General features: G+C 70.4%; 16 protein-coding genes, 2 pseudogenes and 1 riboswitch. Of the genes and pseudogenes, 8 read left to right on the forward strand and 10 right to left on the reverse strand.

Annotated features, from left to right (window positions below):
- On the forward strand, positions 1-756 hold the full coding sequence (locus V3N99_17900; GenBank protein MEO3938609.1) for an EcsC family protein: 756 nt from the start codon (positions 1-3) through the stop codon (positions 754-756).
- Between the two features lie 156 nt (positions 757-912).
- Positions 913-1,377 (forward strand): YkvA family protein, encoded by a 465-nt coding sequence (locus V3N99_17905; protein ID MEO3938610.1) that lies wholly within the window; start codon positions 913-915, stop codon positions 1,375-1,377.
- Here V3N99_17905 and V3N99_17910 read toward each other — a convergent pair.
- Positions 1,362-2,606, reverse strand: a complete 1,245-nt coding sequence (locus tag V3N99_17910; GenBank protein MEO3938611.1) for a DUF4192 domain-containing protein — start codon at positions 2,604-2,606, stop codon at positions 1,362-1,364. The genes V3N99_17905 and V3N99_17910 overlap by 16 nt on opposite strands.
- 122 nt (positions 2,607-2,728) lie before the next feature.
- Positions 2,729-2,839: riboswitch (SAM riboswitch) on the forward strand.
- Positions 2,840-2,853: 14 nt separating this feature from the next.
- Between V3N99_17910 and V3N99_17915 the strand changes: the two genes are divergently transcribed.
- The 4 genes from V3N99_17915 to V3N99_17930 all read left to right on the forward strand — a co-directional run bounded on the left by V3N99_17915 (position 2,854) and on the right by V3N99_17930 (position 6,809).
- Positions 2,854-4,047, forward strand: coding sequence for a homoserine O-acetyltransferase (locus tag V3N99_17915; GenBank protein ID MEO3938612.1), 1,194 nt, complete (start codon positions 2,854-2,856; stop codon positions 4,045-4,047).
- A gap of 137 nt (positions 4,048-4,184) precedes the next feature.
- Positions 4,185-4,580, forward strand: a complete 396-nt coding sequence (locus tag V3N99_17920) for a universal stress protein (protein MEO3938613.1) — start codon at positions 4,185-4,187, stop codon at positions 4,578-4,580.
- 243 nt (positions 4,581-4,823) lie between these two features.
- Complete coding sequence (locus tag V3N99_17925; GenBank protein ID MEO3938614.1) at positions 4,824-6,497, forward strand: RNA polymerase sigma factor; 1,674 nt, start codon at positions 4,824-4,826, stop codon at positions 6,495-6,497.
- Positions 6,498-6,614: 117 nt separating this feature from the next.
- Positions 6,615-6,809, forward strand: a complete 195-nt coding sequence (locus V3N99_17930; protein MEO3938615.1) for a hypothetical protein — start codon at positions 6,615-6,617, stop codon at positions 6,807-6,809.
- Positions 6,810-7,886: 1,077 nt separating this feature from the next.
- On the opposite strand, the gene V3N99_17935 is transcribed toward V3N99_17930, so the two are convergent.
- On the reverse strand, positions 7,887-8,705 hold the full coding sequence (locus tag V3N99_17935) for an NAD(P)H-binding protein (GenBank protein ID MEO3938616.1): 819 nt from the start codon (positions 8,703-8,705) through the stop codon (positions 7,887-7,889).
- A complete protein-coding gene (locus V3N99_17940; GenBank protein ID MEO3938617.1) occupies positions 8,702-9,124 on the reverse strand; it encodes a nuclear transport factor 2 family protein in 423 nt (140 codons plus the stop codon). Before V3N99_17940 ends, V3N99_17935 begins: the two co-directional genes overlap by 4 nt.
- Positions 9,125-9,177: 53 nt before the next feature.
- Here V3N99_17940 and V3N99_17945 point away from each other — a divergent pair, with 53 nt between their 5' ends.
- Entirely contained in the window at positions 9,178-9,879 is a 702-nt protein-coding gene (locus V3N99_17945; protein ID MEO3938618.1) for a TetR/AcrR family transcriptional regulator, read from the forward strand.
- A gap of 254 nt (positions 9,880-10,133) precedes the next feature.
- On the opposite strand, the gene V3N99_17950 is transcribed toward V3N99_17945, so the two are convergent.
- Together V3N99_17950 and V3N99_17955 are read right to left on the reverse strand one after the other, a co-directional pair.
- Positions 10,134-10,583 (reverse strand): hypothetical protein, encoded by a 450-nt coding sequence (locus tag V3N99_17950; GenBank protein MEO3938619.1) that lies wholly within the window; start codon positions 10,581-10,583, stop codon positions 10,134-10,136.
- A gap of 101 nt (positions 10,584-10,684) precedes the next feature.
- Positions 10,685-10,795, reverse strand: a pseudogene (locus V3N99_17955) (transposase).
- A 601-nt stretch (positions 10,796-11,396) separates the two neighbouring features.
- On the opposite strand from V3N99_17955, the gene V3N99_17960 reads away from it, so the two are divergent.
- Positions 11,397-11,792, forward strand: coding sequence for a hypothetical protein (locus V3N99_17960; protein ID MEO3938620.1), 396 nt, complete (start codon positions 11,397-11,399; stop codon positions 11,790-11,792).
- Between the two features lie 612 nt (positions 11,793-12,404).
- Here V3N99_17960 and V3N99_17965 read toward each other — a convergent pair.
- The 5 genes and pseudogenes from V3N99_17965 to V3N99_17985 form a co-directional block, all read right to left on the reverse strand.
- Positions 12,405-12,929, reverse strand: coding sequence for a hypothetical protein (locus tag V3N99_17965; protein MEO3938621.1), 525 nt, complete (start codon positions 12,927-12,929; stop codon positions 12,405-12,407).
- 270 nt (positions 12,930-13,199) lie between these two features.
- Positions 13,200-14,384, reverse strand: coding sequence for a ScyD/ScyE family protein (locus V3N99_17970; GenBank protein MEO3938622.1), 1,185 nt, complete (start codon positions 14,382-14,384; stop codon positions 13,200-13,202).
- A 207-nt stretch (positions 14,385-14,591) separates the two neighbouring features.
- Positions 14,592-14,897 (reverse strand): annotated as a pseudogene (locus tag V3N99_17975) (ISL3 family transposase).
- A 424-nt stretch (positions 14,898-15,321) separates the two neighbouring features.
- Complete coding sequence (locus tag V3N99_17980) at positions 15,322-16,578, reverse strand: serine hydrolase domain-containing protein (protein ID MEO3938623.1); 1,257 nt, start codon at positions 16,576-16,578, stop codon at positions 15,322-15,324.
- A gap of 138 nt (positions 16,579-16,716) precedes the next feature.
- Positions 16,717-16,854, reverse strand: coding sequence for a hypothetical protein (locus V3N99_17985; GenBank protein ID MEO3938624.1), 138 nt, complete (start codon positions 16,852-16,854; stop codon positions 16,717-16,719).
- Between the last annotated feature and the right edge of the window lie 41 nt (positions 16,855-16,895).

Below are 16,895 nucleotides of genomic sequence, written 5' to 3' on the forward strand. Positions count from 1 at the left end.
TTGGATGAGCACGACGTCCGACCGGGCGCCACGACGACAGGGAGCAGCACCGTGGGGATCTTCGGCAGCAAGGGTGGTGACACCGCATCGGCGCCGGGCACGGCACTGGAGCGGGCGGCGGGGCACAGGTCACCCGGGGGCCTTTCCGGCGCCGCGGCGGGTCTGGTCGAGCGGCTGCTCGACACCGGCATCGACGGGCGACGCCCGTTCGACGGGGCGGCCACGGTCGCGCAGGCCGCCCGTCGGGGGGCTGCCGACACCGAGAGCGCTATCGACAAGGTGGTGCGAGCCCACCTCGCGGCCGGTGGGGCAGGCGGCTTCGTCACCGGTCTCGGAGGCTTCGTCACCATGCCGGTGGCGCTCCCGGCCAACGTGCTGGAGTTCTACCTCGTGGCGACCCGCATGGTGGCCGCCATCGCAGCGCTGCGCGGCTACGACCTGCGGACCCCGCAGATCCGCACCGCGGTCCTGCTCACCCTCGTCGGTGCCGACGCCGACGACCTGCTCAAGAAGGCGGGGGTCGCGGGCGGGGGTCACCGGCTCACGAATCTCGCCGCCCAGCGACTGCCCGGCCCAGCGCTCATGGTGGTCAACAAGGGCATCGGATTCCGGCTCGTCTCGCAGGTCGGGCGCTCGACCCTGGCCCGCCTCGGCAAGGCGGTCCCGCTCGTCGGAGGTGCGGTGGGTGCCGGGCTCGACGTCTACCTGCTCAGGCGCATCGCCGACCACGCCCGCCGTGAGTTCCCGCCGCTCTGAGGTGTCACGAACGGGTCACATGAGGGCCCCCTGCCCGGTCCCGGGGGATCACCACGGGGGAGGACGACGTTGAGAGTCAAGGAGGCCGGCCGTCGGCAGAACCGTGCGCGGCCCGCGCCCACCCACGACCCACCCGCACTCGAGGAGTCAGAAACCATGCCCGCAACGTCGCACCCCGGCCGTCCCGGACCCCGATCGCGCACGGGTCTGCTGCGCAACGTGGTGACCGCGCTACGCACGGCCCTGCGGCCGGGCACCCCCGGCGTGGCTGAGCGTGGCGCGGCGATCCCGCGGTTGGTCAAGGCGGTGGCGAGGGGTGACTACGTCGGCGTCAGCCGTGGACACCTCGGCATGCTTCTGCTCGCGGCCGTCTACGTCGTGTCACCGGTCGACCTGGTGCCTGAGGGCCTGCTCGGACTCTTCGGGCTCGCTGACGACGCCATCGTCGTGACGTGGCTCGCGGCCACGCTCGTGCACGACACCGAGGGCTTCCTGACCTGGGAGCGGACGCGGACGGCGACGGGTCACGACGGCACCGGCCACCGCGACGCGTGGGGTCGGCCGCAGGATGCGCCTGACCACCGGCCGGACGACACGGTGCGGGGTCACGTCGTCGGCTGACGACGAGGCGAGATGGCGAGGTCGAGCATCCGCTCGAGCAGCACCGCCAGACGGTAGTCCGGCTCGTCGGCCAGCGCCAGGTCGAGTGCGGTGCTGGCCAGGGCCCCGTCACCGTGCCACCACACGACGTTGGCGAGCACCGTGAGCGGGGCCGCCGCCGTCCCGGTCGGCGCCGAACGGCACAGGGCTGCGAGGCGGTGGACGACGCTCGACTCCTGCGGTGGGTCGGCCGGCAGCACGGACTGTGCCCGAGCCACGAGATCCGGGTCGAGCAGACCGAGATCGAGCGAGCCGGGGCACAGCCAGGTGATGACGAGGTCGCGCAGGGTCACGTCACGCAGCGAGGCGGCCAGCAGCACCCCGATGTCGGGCGGACGGGCCAGGCCCGACCCCGCGGGGGCAGCCGGTGCCGGTGCGAGCGGCGACCACCGGTCTGCCCCGTCGAGACGTGACGGGGGTGACCCCTCGGTGAGGAGGCTGCGCCACGCCTCGAGGCCCCAGTCCCGCAGCAGCTGCCTGCGGCGGGAGCGCCCGACGAGGCGCGGCCCGGTGGCAGGTCCTCTCGGGCCACTGCGCTGGAACGCGCGCCCGAGCTCGACCACCGTGGCACGGCGTCCGTCGTCCTGCGCTCCATCCTCCTCCGAGGGGGCGATGAGACCGGCGAGCTCGTCCCGGTGCCGCAACGGCGACCGCCCCAGCAGCACGTAGTCCGCCACGGCTGGCACCTCCACCGGGTCGGGCACCGGCAGCCCCTCGACGGGGCAGCAGGTGGCGGCGCAGTCCAGCGACCAGAAGCGACCGTCACGCACGAGCAGCCGCTCGGCCACCTCGACCCCGGCGTCACGCAGCAGGTCGCGCACCGCGCTCGAGAGGGGCCCCGAGGGGCGACTGCCTGCCGGCCCGCTCTCGTAGGCGACGAGCAGCACCTCCTGCGGGGTCTGGGCGAGCACCCGGCTCACGACGTGGTCGGCGGTCGGCCACACCTCGTCCAACCTGGTCGGGAGGTCGATCCGGGCGACGAACCCGAGCTGGGTGCCGTGGGCACCGGACGATGGACGCTGCGTCCCGGGAGGCGAGTGGAGCCCGATCACCACCAACGAGTCCGTGGGTTGGTAGCCCAGGTGATAGGGCAGGGTGGCGACGACGTCGGCCGGGCCCCGCAGGCTGATCGTCCCGGGGAGGGTCGGGGGCTCCGGCAGGTGGGGGAGGCACTGGTCAGGTGAGGTCATGAGCCGATCGTCGACCCCGGGCGCGGCGCGGTCACCCGGCCGACGAAAGGCTGTGGACGGGCGACTCGAGGGGGGGAGGTGTGGACGACGCGGCGGTGTGGTCTCTCGGTATAGTCAGGGGAGGTCATGAGTGCCAGCGCGAAGCCCCGGCTCGCTGGACGGCAACCCTCCTGTGCGGTGGGGTGCCCCGGGTGATGACCGGGCCCGACTGTCTCGTCGGGCAAGCGCTAGCACGAGGAGTCGATCGATGACCGTGACCCGGGGTGAATTGTCTGTGTCCCAGTCCCCCTCCGCTTCCGGCCCCGAGCCCGACCGACCCGGTCCGTCGGGCGCGTGGCTGCCCGGTCACCCGGTGGGCGACCGTCGTTTCGTCGAGGTCGGCGACCTCGAGCTCGAGCGTGGTGGCCTGCTCCCCGGGGTGCAGGTCGCCTACGAGGCGTGGGGCACCCTCAACGCGGCGGGCGACAACGCGGTGCTCGTCGAGCACGCCCTCACCGGGGACAGCCACGTCGTGGGGACTGCGGGCCCGGGGCACGCGTCACCCGGGTGGTGGGACGGCCTGGTCGGACCGGGGAAGCCCCTCGACACCGAGCGGTGGTTCGTGGTGGCCACCAACGTCCTCGGCGGATGCCAGGGCACGACCGGGCCGGCCACGCCCACGAGCGACGGTCGGGCCTGGGGCAGCCGGTTCCCGTTCGTCACGGTCCGCGACCAGGTCGCCGTCGAGGCTCGGGTCGCCGACCGGCTCGGCATCCGGTGCTGGGCCGCCGTGCTCGGCGGCTCGATGGGCGGGATGCGGGCCCTCGAGTGGGCGGTGACCTTCCCCGACCGGGTGGCCGGGTTGCTGGTGCTCGCCAGCACCGCCCACGCGACAGCGGACCAGATCGCGTGGGCGCAGCCACAGCTCCTGGCGATCCGGGCGGACCCCGCCTTCCGCGGCGGCGACTACTACGCCGAGGGCACCGGGCCCCACGGGGGTCTGGGGATCGCCCGACGCATCGCCCACGTCACCTACCGCAGCGGCCTCGAGCTCGACGACCGGTTCGGCCGCGAGCCACAGCCGGGCGAGCAGCCGCTCGGAGCCGCCGGCCGGTATGCGGTGGAGAGCTATCTCGACCACCACGCGGGCAAGCTGTCGCGCCGCTTCGACGCCAACTCGTACGTCGTGCTGACCGAGGCCATGAGCTCGCACGACGTCGGTCGAGGCCGTGGCGGTGACTCGGCGGCGCTGGCTGCAGTGAGCGCCCGCACCGTGGTGGTCGGTGTGGACAGCGACCGGCTCTATCCGGTGCGGCTGAGCGCCGATCTCGCCGAGGCGATACCGGGGGCCGAGCTGCGGACCATCAGCTCGCGACACGGACACGACGGCTTCCTGGTCGAGGTCGAGCAGGTGGGGGCGGTGCTGCGCGATCTGCTGGGCGACCTGGAGCCGTCCGTCTGACGGGTCACTCGGGGAGTCGAGGAAGGGGCGACGTTGCTTCTGGGGCAGGTTCGGGTAGCGTCACGACGGAGGCGGCTGCCGCCGTTCCTCGCACTCACCCGTCGCGTCCCGCTGCGGACCCGCCAAGGAGGCTGCACGTGACCATCGTCGTGGGGTACGTCCCGACCAAGGAGGGCCGCGCCGCGCTGAGCCGAGCGGGTCAGGAGTGTCGACGTCGTGACGCCGATCTCGTCGTCGTGCGCACCATCAGGGCCAGCTCGGCCTTCGACCCCGAGACCGCGGCAGCCTTCGCCGCCGACCTCGCCGACCTGACCGCCGAGCTCGACGCCGCCGGACGGCGTTTCGAGACCCGCGAGATGACCGCCTCCGGCGACGCCGCCGACGACCTGCTCGAGGTGGCCGACGACGTGGAGGCCGAGCTCATCGTCATCGGGCTGCGACGACGCACCCCGGTGGGCAAGCTCATCCTCGGCTCCAACGCCCAGAGGATCCTGCTCGACGCGACCTGCCCCGTGCTGGCGGTCAAGAGCTGACCCATCCGCCCCCGACCCGTCGGTCGGGCGGTCCTGTTTAGCATCCGTGGGGGTGCGGGCTTTATAATGGTGAGAGAAGGGCTCAGCAAGGGTCTGACGTCATCGGGCCGGGTCAGGGCGCTGGCCTTCAGCGATTCCCTCCTCCCGGATCTGTCCGGACCATTTCCGCGTCACCAGCCACCGTGTTCCTCCGGGAGCCGCCTGCTGGTGTCGTCTCCATGCCATGCAACCGGAAGGTAATCGGTGTCAGTGTCGAAGGTCTCCCCAGGGAGTCAGGACGTCAAGAACGGTGCAGCGGCGCTGCCCAAGGAGTTCGGGCACCCTGCACTGCAGCAGCTGTTCGCCTCCGGCACGACCCGCGGGAGCGTGACCGGGGGTCAGCTGCGAGAGGCGATCGAGACGGCCGCCATCGCTCCGGCGCGGATGAAGGTGGTACTGCGCACCCTCGACGACCACGGCATCGCCGTCACCCTCGACGAGGAGACGGCGCACCGCGCCGTCGCGACGACCACCACCCGCCGTACGACCACGTCCCGGGCCAAGAAGGCGGCGCCGACGACGACCAGCACCACGGGTGCCGGCACGGACAGCGAGGCCAGCCCGCCCCCGGCTGACGATGCGCCGGCGAAGCCCGCAGCCAAGAAGGCCGCGGCCAAGAAGGCCGTCGCCATGGCCGCTCCCGCGGTCGAGGCCGCTCCTGTCGAGGCGGCGCCGGTGCCCGCCAAGAAGGTCGCCGCGAAGAGGGTGACCAAGGCCGCAGCGAAGAAGGCGGCCCTGGCTGAGGCCGACACCGACCAGCCGGTTCCCGCCGCCACGTCCGCCGGAGCGAAGGGCAAGGTCGCCGAGACCTCGTCTGCCGACACCGATGACGACGACGGTGACGACGAGGACGGAACGGGCAGGCCCAAGGCCAAGCCCGAGGAGGAGTCCGAGGAGGCCGGCTTCGTCATCCGCGACGACGACGAGGACGACGCCCCGGCGCAGCAGGTCGTCACCGCTGGTGCCACGGCCGACCCGGTCAAGGACTACCTCAAGCAGATCGGCAAGGTGGCCCTGCTCAACGCCGAGCAGGAGGTCGAGCTGGCCAAGCGGATCGAGGCCGGCCTGTTCTCCGAGGAGCAGCTGTCGACCATGACGTCCAAGGAGAAGTTCTCCAAGGTCGGCCGTGAGCTCGACTGGATCGCCCGTGACGGCAAGAAGGCGAAGAACCACCTGCTCGAGGCCAACCTGCGACTCGTGGTGTCGCTGGCCAAGCGCTACACCGGCCGCGGGATGCTCTTCCTCGACCTGATCCAGGAGGGCAACCTCGGCCTCATCCGGGCAGTCGAGAAGTTCGACTACACCAAGGGATACAAGTTCTCGACCTACGCCACGTGGTGGATCCGTCAGGCCATCACCCGCGCCATGGCCGACCAGGCCCGCACCATTCGCATCCCCGTGCACATGGTCGAGGTCATCAACAAGCTGGCCCGCGTGCAGCGCCAGATGCTCCAGGACCTCGGGCGCGAGCCCACCCCGGAGGAGCTGGCCAAGGAGCTCGACATGACCCCCGAGAAGGTCGTCGAGGTCCAGAAGTACGGCCGCGAGCCCATCTCGCTGCACACCCCCCTCGGTGAGGACGGTGACAGCGAGTTCGGTGACCTCATCGAGGACTCCGAGGCCGTCGTGCCTGCGGATGCCGTCAGCTTCACCCTGCTCCAGGAGCAGCTCCACTCCGTGCTCGACACGCTGTCGGAGCGGGAAGCCGGCGTCGTGTCGATGCGGTTCGGTCTGACCGACGGGCAGCCGAAGACCCTCGACGAGATCGGCAAGGTCTACGGCGTGACCCGCGAGCGGATCCGCCAGATCGAGTCCAAGACGATGAGCAAGCTGCGCCACCCGAGCCGGTCGCAGGTCCTGCGCGACTACCTCGACTGACGGCCTGACGCCCTTGGAGGCATCGATGCAGGTCAGGTGCCTTATGGGGCGCCTGACCTGCTTCAGTTCTGATCGGCACAGCGCTCCCAGTCCAGACACTGGTCGCCGCGCAGCGGCATGCCCAAGGCGCCCTCGCCCCCCGATCTGACGGTCCTGCTGCCCTCGTGGCTGCTGTCGCTGCGGGCCGACCGCAAGAGCCCGCAGACGCTCAAGGTCTACGGCGGCGGGGTCCGGTTCTACCTGCGCTGGTGCGACAGCGCCCGGGCCGCACCCCTCGAACGGGGAGCCTGCGGGCCTGGGTGCCCGAGCTGATAAACGGTGCCAACCGCCCCGCCACAGCCCGGGGCCCGCCAGCATTCCGTGAGCCGGTTCACCGCCTGGCTCGCTGAGGAGGGTGAGCTGCCGACCGACCCCTTCCTGGGCATGACCGCCCCCAAGCTCGACACCGCCGGCGTCGAACCGGTGCGGGTGAAACCCGGTGATGCCGGTGACCGACGACCAACTCAAGGCGCTGCTGCACGCCTGCCAGCCCGGGAAGGCCCGGCAACGTCCGGGTTTGCCGTGTTGCAATGTCAGGTCAGACGCTGGCTGCGATCAGGTCCGGGACCGACTCCCAGATGGCGGGGACCTTGCGCATCACGAGGGCGCAGTCCAGCTCGGCGATCCCGGGCGCGAAACCTCGTCGCATCCTCGAAGAAACGTGAGATCCGTCCGCCGAGCAGAACGGTCAGCCGAGAGTCGGTGTCGCGGCGAGGGATGAAGACGCCCGTCCGGGTTCCCTCGATGCCATCCCACTCGACGGCGATCCGGTGTGCAGCATTCTCGGTAGTGACGCCGACGATCGCGGGGAGTCCCTTGGGACGCAGGCTGCCGAGACGTATGAGACAGATCCTCAGCTACCGCCCGCCCGTCGATGAGCTGAGGCCGCAAGCGAGAAGGCAGGATCCCGGCCGGGGCCGCGGGGTCGACCCTGTAGTTGACGAGCAGGCGACGTTCGATGTCGCCAGAGATCTGGGGGAGCCTCACACCCCGACCGCAGCGCTCAACGCGGAACCACGCCCGTGACCTCACCTTCGTGATCATGAACTGGCCTGACACCAGCCATGATCACGAGGCCACGGGCGCCGCGCGGTCACCAGGCTGGACCTGGTTGCCCGCTCAACTGCGAAGGGCCGCTTACGGCAGGTCGGCTCGCGGAGGAGCGCAAGGCGGTCAACGCTGAGCAAGTCCTGAGCCGCGAGTGACGGGCGTGTTGCCACCGAACAGGAAGGGGCATCCTTGCGCGTCGGGAGACCCCCGGTGGCTGGGCGACGTTGTCACGGTCACGCGCGGTCTTGCACAGCGGGAGACCTTTGCAGGGCGCCCTGAGAGATCTTGGGACGGTCAGCGTCACCGGCCGTGACGCTGGAGAGGGTGGTCATCTCGGGTGAGGTCGAGGTGTTCCATCGCGATGGCCTGGCGGGCGATCCTGGCCAGCCCGGGGGCCAGGGGGCGCGCGGCCCAGCCGAGGGTTCGGACCAAGGGGGTGGGTAGATGGCGGGGTGGGCGGCCGGTGAGACGGGCGGCAAGGTCGGTCAGTGAGAGGTTCTCGGGCCCGTCGACCTCGACGCATCGTCCGCGAAGGGCGGCGGCGTCGATGGCCCGGATGACCGTGGCGGCGACATCGGCGACAGGGACGAAGTTCATCGGGTTCCGGGCGGGACCGAGGAGTCGGGGGCGGCCGTCGCGGCCCGTCGAGGCGGTGATGATGTCGGCCCAGGTCTCGGCGAACGCGGTGGCCCGCACGATCGTCCAGGGCAGGTCGCGGGCCTTCAGGTGTGCCTCGGCGGCCGCTTTCATCCGGAAGAGCTCGATCGGGCTGTTGAGGGCGGCTCCGACAACGGACACGAGAACGAGGTGGCAGCCGAACTCTGCGGCAGCGTCGATCAGGTTGATCGCCGCGTCGCGGTCCACGGCCCGCGGCCCGGCGCCACGACGCGGGTCCATGCCCGTCATGGCCGCGACGATCGCCGTGCTGCCGTCGACGACGGCGCGAGCCTGGCGCGGGTCGGCGACATCCGCCGCGACGAGCTCAGCCACGGCCCGCTCAGGGTCCGCGCCCTCGGTCCCGGCGTGACGGGAGACCACCCGGACCGCTCTGCCCTGCGCCACCAGCGCAGCGGCCACCTGTCGGCCCAGGCGCCCGGTGCCCCCCACCAGGGTGATCACGGCCGCCCCGCCGACTGTTGGACGGCGCCGTCTGCGTCGACACCGGCTGCTTCGACCGGCTCGACGTAAAAGCGGCAGCCGCGGATGAGGCCGCCGCGGACCGTGAAGACCTGCACGCCGGCCAGGTGCACGGGCTTGCCGTCCCGGCGGGTCCCGTTCATCATCATCTCGACCCAGACCTGCTCGCCATCGGCGACGACCTGGTGCGCGACGGCGACGAGGTCCGGGACGCCGGCGAACAGGGCGGTCCAGTTTCGGCGGACTTGACCGGGGCCGACGAAGTCGCGGGTTGGGTGGACCGGGTTGCTCAACGTGTAGTCCGGCCCGAAGCACGCGACCAGCCCGTCCAGGTCGTGGGCGTTGGTCCGGTCGAACAGCCGCGCGACCAGGTCGCCCGGCGTGGCAGATGGGTTGGACACGAGCGCTCCTCTTTGATTCCAGTAGACTAGAACGGATAGGGAGGATGATCCACTTGCCGACACCGCACGTCAAGGCCCGCAGGTACAACGCGACCGGCCGTCGTGAGGGGGCAGCGCTCCGCCGCGAGCGGATCGTCGTCGCCGCACGTCAGCGGTTCCTCACCGACGGGTACGCCGCGACCACTGTCGCGTCGGTGGCGGCGGACGCGCAGGTGTCGGTCGACACGATCTTCAAGACCTTCGGCGGGAAGGTGGGTTTGCTGGAGGCGGCCTGGTGGCGTGCCCTGGAGGGTCAGGGAGAGCGGCCAGCCGAAGAACGAGCCGACAGCGCCGCCCAGGGCGGGGATGCTGACGTCATGCTCGCGACCTGGGCGGCGCTCTCGGCGGAGGTCGGTGCCGAGACCGGTCGCTTGTTCGTCCTCATCCGGTCCCTGGCCGTGGTGGACCCCGCGGTCAGCGACCTCTACGACCGCATCGAGCAGTCCCGGACGGAGCGGATGACGCACAACGCGCAGCTGCTCGCCGGGACCGGCGCGCTGCGGCCCGGGCTCTCGACCGCGCAGGCCCGGGACATCATGCTCGCTGTCTCGGGCCACCTCCCCGAAGCACTCCTCGAGCGCGCCGGCTGGTCGACGCGCGACTACGTCGACCTGGTCAACCGACTCCTGCAGTCCGCCCTCCTCGACGCGACGCCGGGACCGCGGCCCACCACGGGGAGTCCACCGAAAGCTGCCCCAGCACGACGCCGGACATGAGCCGCCAGGGGGACGCGAATCGGGCTCGAATCTCAGAGTCATCATTGGTCGCAGGGCGCGCGCTCACCTGCCTGCCGGCAGGTCCCGCGTCCAACACCCGTCCTCGCGTCCCGTTGAAGCTGGCTGTTGCGGTGCAGGTTGCTACGTCCACACACCCCTTCGGTCAGACCGCCGCCCGCTACATCGACGTCGTCCACTCCGGCGCCGAGAACGCCGGCCGAAGACCACTGTGCCCGAGCATGCCGCCGGGCGGGTCAGTGTGAAGTCCCTCGAGGTCCGAGGGCCGCGCGCTCCGCGGGCAGCAGCACCACCGTCCGCCCAGTAACCGTCGGCCGGACCTCTGCGGCGTTGAGCCCGAAGAGCCGGACCCTCGCCATGACGATGCCGGTGGCAGCCCGGACGGCGTCAACGTCGCCCTCCATCGCCTGGTCCCAGACGCTGCGCAGCAACGCGTCGAGGCGGGCACCCTCGAGCCGGCGCAAATTGGAGACCGAGTCGACGGTCTCGTTCTCGAGGGTCGTCCGCACCAGACGATGCACGGTGCCCCGGTTGCGTAGCCCAAGCTCACGCGCCACCGCGACGTTCGCGATGACGGTGAGCTTCTTGCGGTCGTTGAACCGTAGCCACCGTTCGTGCAGACGCTGGTTGCCGGCATGGCCGCGGGCTCGCGCGGCGGCTGGGGCCAGGTCCCAGCGGTCGCGCATGGCCTTGGTCGGGCGGTAGGGCCGCCGGTGGTGCCAGGCGGCCTCACCAGCAGCCGGCGGGCGTGGGTGTTGCCGGTCTTGGTGATCGAGCCCTGGCGGCGGCCCTCGCCGCTGGAGCTCTCGGTCGGCACGAGCCCGAGGTAGGCCCCGATCGTGGAACCGGTGAACCGGCTCCAGTCGCCGACCTCGACGGTGAGCCCGAACGCGGTCAGCGTCGAGACCCCCCGCAGGCACTGCAGCCGCGACACCGTCGGCCACCACTGCGGTTCGGGGGCCATCTCGATGATCGCCTTGTCGAGCCGGGCCCGGCGCGAGGTCGCCGGCAGCACCGTCTCCAGCGTCGTGTCGTACGCGGCCTGCAACCCGGGCAGCTCGAACCGCTGCTGGCCGAGCCACTGCTCGTGAGCGCCGGTCCAGGCCGTCCCGCCCGACCACAAGATCCCCTGCCGCAGCAGGAGCGTGGAGGTGCGGTGCCGAGGTCGCCGCCGCCCACAAGGTCCTGCTGCACGTGATCTGAGGGGCCGCTAGCACCTGCCCTCAGCCGAGTCGTCCGGACAGCTGCTTCTGCAGAAGCCCCAGGAGCGTGGTCGTCGGTGCACCTGCGGTCTCGGAGTCGGAAGATCTTCACCCTGGCGGCCAGGACGATGCTGGTGGTTTTCCTGGCGTAGACGATGTCCGCGGGCCGGAAGGAAGCGGTTGGCGGGGGCAGAGTAGATAGAGCAGGACGGTTGAGCCCGGTCTGGTTGAGTGGGCTGTGGGACGTCGAAGGGTGCTCTAGATTGAGGGATGCGCACTCCACTTGCTCTCTGCCTCATGACAACGCTGACCATGGGGAGTGTGATGGGGTCGGCGCTCCCAGCCAGTGCCCTTGTGCTGAGCGTGACAGTCACGTGTGACGTGCCCAAGTCCCAGCCGGAGCGACAGCTCGCCCCAAACTCGTGCCTGAACTATGTGCCGGACGGGACGCAGACCTACACGGCGCTGGTCAGGAACGGCCGCGGGCAGCCCGTGGCGGGAGTCAAGGTCGTCTGGGGCGATTCCGACGTCAAGGACGCACATTTTCGGGTCAACCAGACCCCCTGCTACACCAGCTCTGCCGGGACCTGCTCCGCTGAGGTCAAGGACACGGCCCCGAAGTCGGGGGAGAAGATCACCGTGAAGGCCCACGCGTCCGGCTATATCGGGACCGGGTACCTGACGTTCCGTTAGGCCACCGGTATGCGACGGCACAAGGGTCAGTGACTCGCCCGCGTGCACGAGTCCTGAAGAGCTCTGTTGACCCCGCTCGGTGTGCGGCTGTCGCCGACCAGACTGCGCCATCTCGCCTCTGATATCGCGCGGCGTACGATGTCTCTACCGCGTCTCATCCGCCGGCAAGGGTCTCATGGAGTGTGCGGGCGGGTGAAGGCGAATTGGGGGACGCCTCCCGCCACCGCCCATGCCGGCCCGCTCTCGCATATCAGGCGCTTCTGCTCAGGGCGGGGCCGCTCGTCCAAGCGCAGCCCGGATTGATCGACGGCGGCAGGCCCTTGGCAGGACCCGAAAGGACCCCCTACCCGGCTCACGGAACAGCGACCTGCGACATCGCATCCCGACGTGGGTCCTCGTGGGTATCGTGTCGCGCAGGAAGACGTTGCTGAGAGACTTCAGGGCCTTCGCGTTCGGCGGCTCTCTCCTCGACTTGGCAATCGGGATTGCCATCGGCGCCGCCTTTGCTGGCGTTGTCGCTCCGATGGTCAAGAACCTCATCCTGCCGCGAGTGGCGGACCTCGTCGGCGCACCCGACTTCGACAGCCTGCACGCCACGATCCGGGGAAATGCTCAGATCGAGTACGGAACTTTCCTGACAGACCCATCGCCTTCTTGCTGCTGGCCCTGGTCATCCTCCTGCTCGTGAAGCTCATCAAGCACCTCACCGGCGTCGAGGCCGTGGGCGCACAAGGCAACCGCGAGTGCGACCACTGCAAAAGCTTCATCCCCGTCGACGCCAGCGTGTGCCTGTACTGCACCCGCGACGTCGAGCCGGTCGTCGCCTGACCCCCTCTGCCCGCTCGCCCTTTCGACGAGGTCCTCGGCCGAGATGAGGGTGGGGGAGCGGCGCGACTCCAGCTCGCCGAGTGCCTCCGCGATGCCGGCCAGCCGAGGCCGAGCGGTGGCGGCACTGAGGAGGCCCTCGGCCAGGAGTTCGACAACTTCCTCGCGGCGTTGTCGATGCTCGGCGATCTGTCGATCTAGCGCGTCCCCGTTGGTGTGGGGGCGGGACAGCTCGGCTGCGTGGGGCCGTCGCAGGCGTTCGATCACGAGGTTCGTCACGATGGCGTCGGCGGCACGGCGGCTCATGCTCACGAAGCAGCACTGCGAGGGCGAGGGCGACGGCGGACGGCGGCTCGGGCAGCGAGCCAGCCCTCGGCGTTCGCGATGCCTCGAACGCAGCCTGATGAAGCTCGCCGTCAACGTCCACGAGGCCGTCGACGGCGCCGGGGAGGCAATCGGTCCATCGGGTGTGCGATGGACGCGCCCCCGTCAGCCGGTCAATCTGGTCGGGTGCCGTCGAGCAGGCACCGGCCGGCAGGCCGTGCTGGCCTGCCGGCCGGTGCGGTACCCGAGGTGGGCTCGTCAGTCGTCGACGGAGATTCTCACGACCTCGCCCGTCGGACCACCGCCGTTGGACGCGGGCATGATGCTCCAGTTGGAGACGTAGACCGCGCCGTCGTCGTAGGCGAACCCCGAGGGGAACGACAGCTGGCCAGCCCCGAGGGTAGTGCGGGTGCCATTCGGCGCAACCTTGATGAGCGCACCGGAGGGGTCTGGACCGAACATGCCGTTGGCCTGGAACTCGGTGGCGTAGAAGTTGCCCGAGTCGTCAAAGCCGCAGCCCTGGATCCCGGTGAAGCCGCTCCACTTGACGGACGCCACGCCGTTGGCGATGCGCCACACCCGTGCGTGTCCTGGCGCGTAGTCCCCGCCGAGGAGCTCCCCGACGTAGAAGGACCCGTCAGGAGCCTTCGCGATGCACGTCGGGACGGCGTCCGTGACCGCCCCGGCGGGAACCGGGAGGTATGTCAACGTCGAGACCCGTCCCTGGTCGTCGACCTTCGCGATGAGGTTGGCGCCGGCGTCGGCCACGTAGTGCGTACGGCCGATGGTCATCAGGGCGTTGGGGTTCGCGTCGGGGAACTGGTCGGGCTGCAGGTCCTGGTGGCGGTTGGTCCAGGCGTAGTCCCGGTTGCCGGTGGGCGCCAGCGCGCTCCACGAGCCGTGCCGATCGATGGTGATCGTCCGACCCAGCTCGGCCTTGGCGGCGCGGACGACGGGTCCCGGGGGTGCGTTCGGTGGGACGCCGGCGCCGTTGGCCGCCATCTGCCCGTAGAGGCGGTTGCCCTGGGTGGACACCGCCGAGAGGCCTCCAGCGGCGGTCCCGTCCGGCGATGCCACCGAGATCAGGCCGTCGAGGACCTTGGTGAGCCGCCCGTCTGCCAGCTTGCTCACCCCGCTCGTCAGCCCCGCGCACTGGGGCCCCTCCGGTCCGTTGCCCAGGCACAGACTTCCGCCGTGACCTGATTCGGCAATGTAGAGGTCGTCGTGGGAGCCGAAGGCCAGGCCGCGAGGATTGTCGAGGTTGCGGGCGACGACGGTCACGCGCGCGCCGTCTGCATCGGTTGGTGGGGCGGCGTGGGCCGGGCGGGCAGCCATGAGGCTGCCCGCCACGACGAGGCTGAGGGCAGCGGAGGCGCTGAGGGTGCGGGTGCGCGACGTGGAGCGGGTCGGGAACGACATGCCATACGCGATGTTGGTGGTCATCGAACCTCCTCAAGGGGGCCGCCTAGGTAAGGCTGGCCTTGACCAACGAAGCACTGACCCACGGGGGTGTCAACCCCCAAAACAAGACGACCCCAACGCCAGGCTCAGAGGCCCGTCTGCTGAGCCGCCGCCAGCATCCGGCCTGTGCCGACCACCGATGGCCGGAGGGTGCTCGCGTCTCACGCGCGCACCGGGTTATGCGGCTCTTCACCAGGCAGCGTGTCGTGGGGGTCTGAAGCCGCCGCTCTCGAGGGGGAGCGGGCGATGTGGTTGGTGAGGTTTCGGAACCCGAGGGCGTAGCCACGCAGGTGCTCGAGTCGAGGAGGCGATGAGCGCAGCCATCAGCTCACGCCCGGGCTTGCGGTCGGGTGTGCGGTACCCGGCGACCATCCGCTGGTAGGTGCCCCGGGTCGCTTCGACCTCTATGTGCTTTCGGTTCGCGACCAACGCGATCAGCCGCTCCGGCTGGGGGTCGGTGAGCAGGTCGTTGCTGGTGTGCAGGGTCTTCCTAGAAGGTTCGTGCGCCAGCCGACGGACCACGGTGTCGCGGGCTGCACCCTCGCACCCGCAGCGGTACCACCGGTCGGGTTCCACGACCCGGCACCCAAGGACCGCCCGGCCGGGTTCGAGGCGTTGCCCGGGTCTTCCAGACGCTGTGGGGGAACCCCCGTCACCGGGAGACCGCGGGACCGATGCGCCGACCCACCCGGGCGACGGACCTACACCCTGATCTGCGAAGGGGACCCGGATCATTCATCTAGGAGCAGCCCCTGATCGACACAACCTTGGTCATCGCGGTATCTCAGGTCAGGATGATTCATGGCACAGCGCTCCGAGCCTGCATGCTTGTTCAGCACGTCAGCACAGCGCACAGGCCTCCCCACAACGCGACTACCACGGCGTCTCCGCCGCGGCACCGGGCCCATCGGCCCAGACGTCAGTCGTCGATGGCCTGGTAGACGACCGAGCGGAAGTCGGCCTCGGGCAAGTCGAAGCCGACCATGTGCTGCGTCATGAGCACGCCGACGACCTCCTCGACCGGGTCGACCCAGAAGTAGGTCTTGGCCGCACCGGCCCAGCCGAACTCGCCGGCCGAGCCAGCGAGCGCGCTCTGGCCGATGTCCATCGCGACGCGGGAGCCCAGACCGAACCCGTAGCCGGGCGCTGCCACGCCGCCGAGGGTGTACGGGAGCAGCGCCGGCGCGAGGTGGTTGGTGTGCATCAGCTCGAGCGTCTTGCGGCCGAGGATGCGGGTGCCGTCCTCGGCCTTGCCCGTGAGCAGCATGGTCGCGAACCGCAGGTAGTCCGAGCCGGTGCCGAACAGGCCGTGGCCACCGCGCTGGAAGACGTCCGGGGTGTCGCTCGGGTACGTCGCGTCCACCTCCCGGCGGCCGACGTCGCCCGTGGCGAAGGCCATCGCGAGCTTGGTGAACGTCATGTCCTTTCCCACGATGTCCGGCAGGCCGTACATCGCGGCCAGACGGCCACGCTCCGACGGCGGCACGCCGAAGCCGGTGTCGGTCATCCCGAGCGGCCCGAACAGGCGCTCCGAGAGGAACTCCCCGAGCTTCTGGCCCGAGATCACCTCGATCAGGCGGGCCGCGACGTCGATGCCGACGCTGTAGTGCCACTGCGTCCCAGGCGCGAACGCGAGCGGGAGAGTGGCCACCTCGTCGACGAACTGCTCGAGGGTGCGCGTCGGGTCGTTGCCGATCCGCTTCTCGCGGTACTGCTCCGCGACCGGGAAGTCCTCGAGGAAGTCGTAGGTGAGCCCGCTGGTGTGGCTCATCACGTCGCGGACCTGCATCGGGCGCAGCAGCGACTGGTCCTCGAGCGTCCCGCCCGGCCCGGCGATCTTCGTCGCCGCGAAGGCGGGGATCCACTTGGCGACCGGGTCGACGAGCTGGAACCTCCCCTCCTCGAAGAGGGTCATCAGCGCGGTGCAGATGATCGGCTTGGTCATCGAGTACAGGCGGTAGATCGTGTCCTCTGCCGTGGGCACGCCGGCCTCGCGGTCCTGCCACCCGAGGCACTCGGAGTGGACGAGCTGCCCGCGGCGCGACACCAACGTCATGAAGCCGGCATAGCCGCGCTCGTCGACGTACTTCTGCAGGGCGGGCGCGATCCGCTCGAGGCGGCCGGCGCTCATCCCCACCGACTCGGGTGACGTGCGCTGCGGTGCGACCTGGGTCATCGTGGATCTCCTGTGATCGGGACTGGTGCCAAACCTACGCCTGCGCCCTGATCCTGGCGGAGTGCGACGCCGCGGAGGCCCCGACCACCTCGTCGTGGTCAGGGCTCCCGCGCTCTGCCGGCCTCGCTCGACCTTGGCTCAGCCTCGCTTGGGGGCGGGTGGCACGATACTGGGGTGCGCCATCTTGTCGGCCTTGGCGTGCTTCTCGGCCCGCTTCTCCTTGATGGACTTGCCAGCCTTCTTCGACATCGTGTTCTTCGGTGACTTGTCGGCCATTGGTCTGCTCCCTCATGGGGAGCCGGGCGGCTCCGTGACCT

Source organism: Dermatophilaceae bacterium Soc4.6, from assembly GCA_039889245.1.
GTDB lineage: Bacteria > Actinomycetota > Actinomycetes > Actinomycetales > Dermatophilaceae > Lapillicoccus.

What these genes read in the sequence shown, in the direction of transcription:
- V3N99_17985 (MEO3938624.1), bottom strand. Translation starts at nt 16,854, where the DNA reads ATGGCCGACAAGTCACCGAAGAACACGATGTCGAAGAAGGCTGGCAAG.
- V3N99_17905 (MEO3938610.1), top strand. Translation starts at nt 913, where the DNA reads ATGCCCGCAACGTCGCACCCCGGCCGTCCCGGACCCCGATCGCGCACG.
- V3N99_17970 (MEO3938622.1), bottom strand. Translation starts at nt 14,384, where the DNA reads ATGACCACCAACATCGCGTATGGCATGTCGTTCCCGACCCGCTCCACG.
- V3N99_17930 (MEO3938615.1), top strand. Translation starts at nt 6,615, where the DNA reads ATGCCCAAGGCGCCCTCGCCCCCCGATCTGACGGTCCTGCTGCCCTCG.
- V3N99_17910 (MEO3938611.1), bottom strand. Translation starts at nt 2,606, where the DNA reads ATGACCTCACCTGACCAGTGCCTCCCCCACCTGCCGGAGCCCCCGACC.
- V3N99_17980 (MEO3938623.1), bottom strand. Translation starts at nt 16,578, where the DNA reads ATGACCCAGGTCGCACCGCAGCGCACGTCACCCGAGTCGGTGGGGATG.
- V3N99_17960 (MEO3938620.1), top strand. Translation starts at nt 11,397, where the DNA reads ATGACAACGCTGACCATGGGGAGTGTGATGGGGTCGGCGCTCCCAGCC.
- V3N99_17950 (MEO3938619.1), bottom strand. Translation starts at nt 10,583, where the DNA reads ATGCGCGACCGCTGGGACCTGGCCCCAGCCGCCGCGCGAGCCCGCGGC.
- V3N99_17915 (MEO3938612.1), top strand. Translation starts at nt 2,854, where the DNA reads ATGACCGTGACCCGGGGTGAATTGTCTGTGTCCCAGTCCCCCTCCGCT.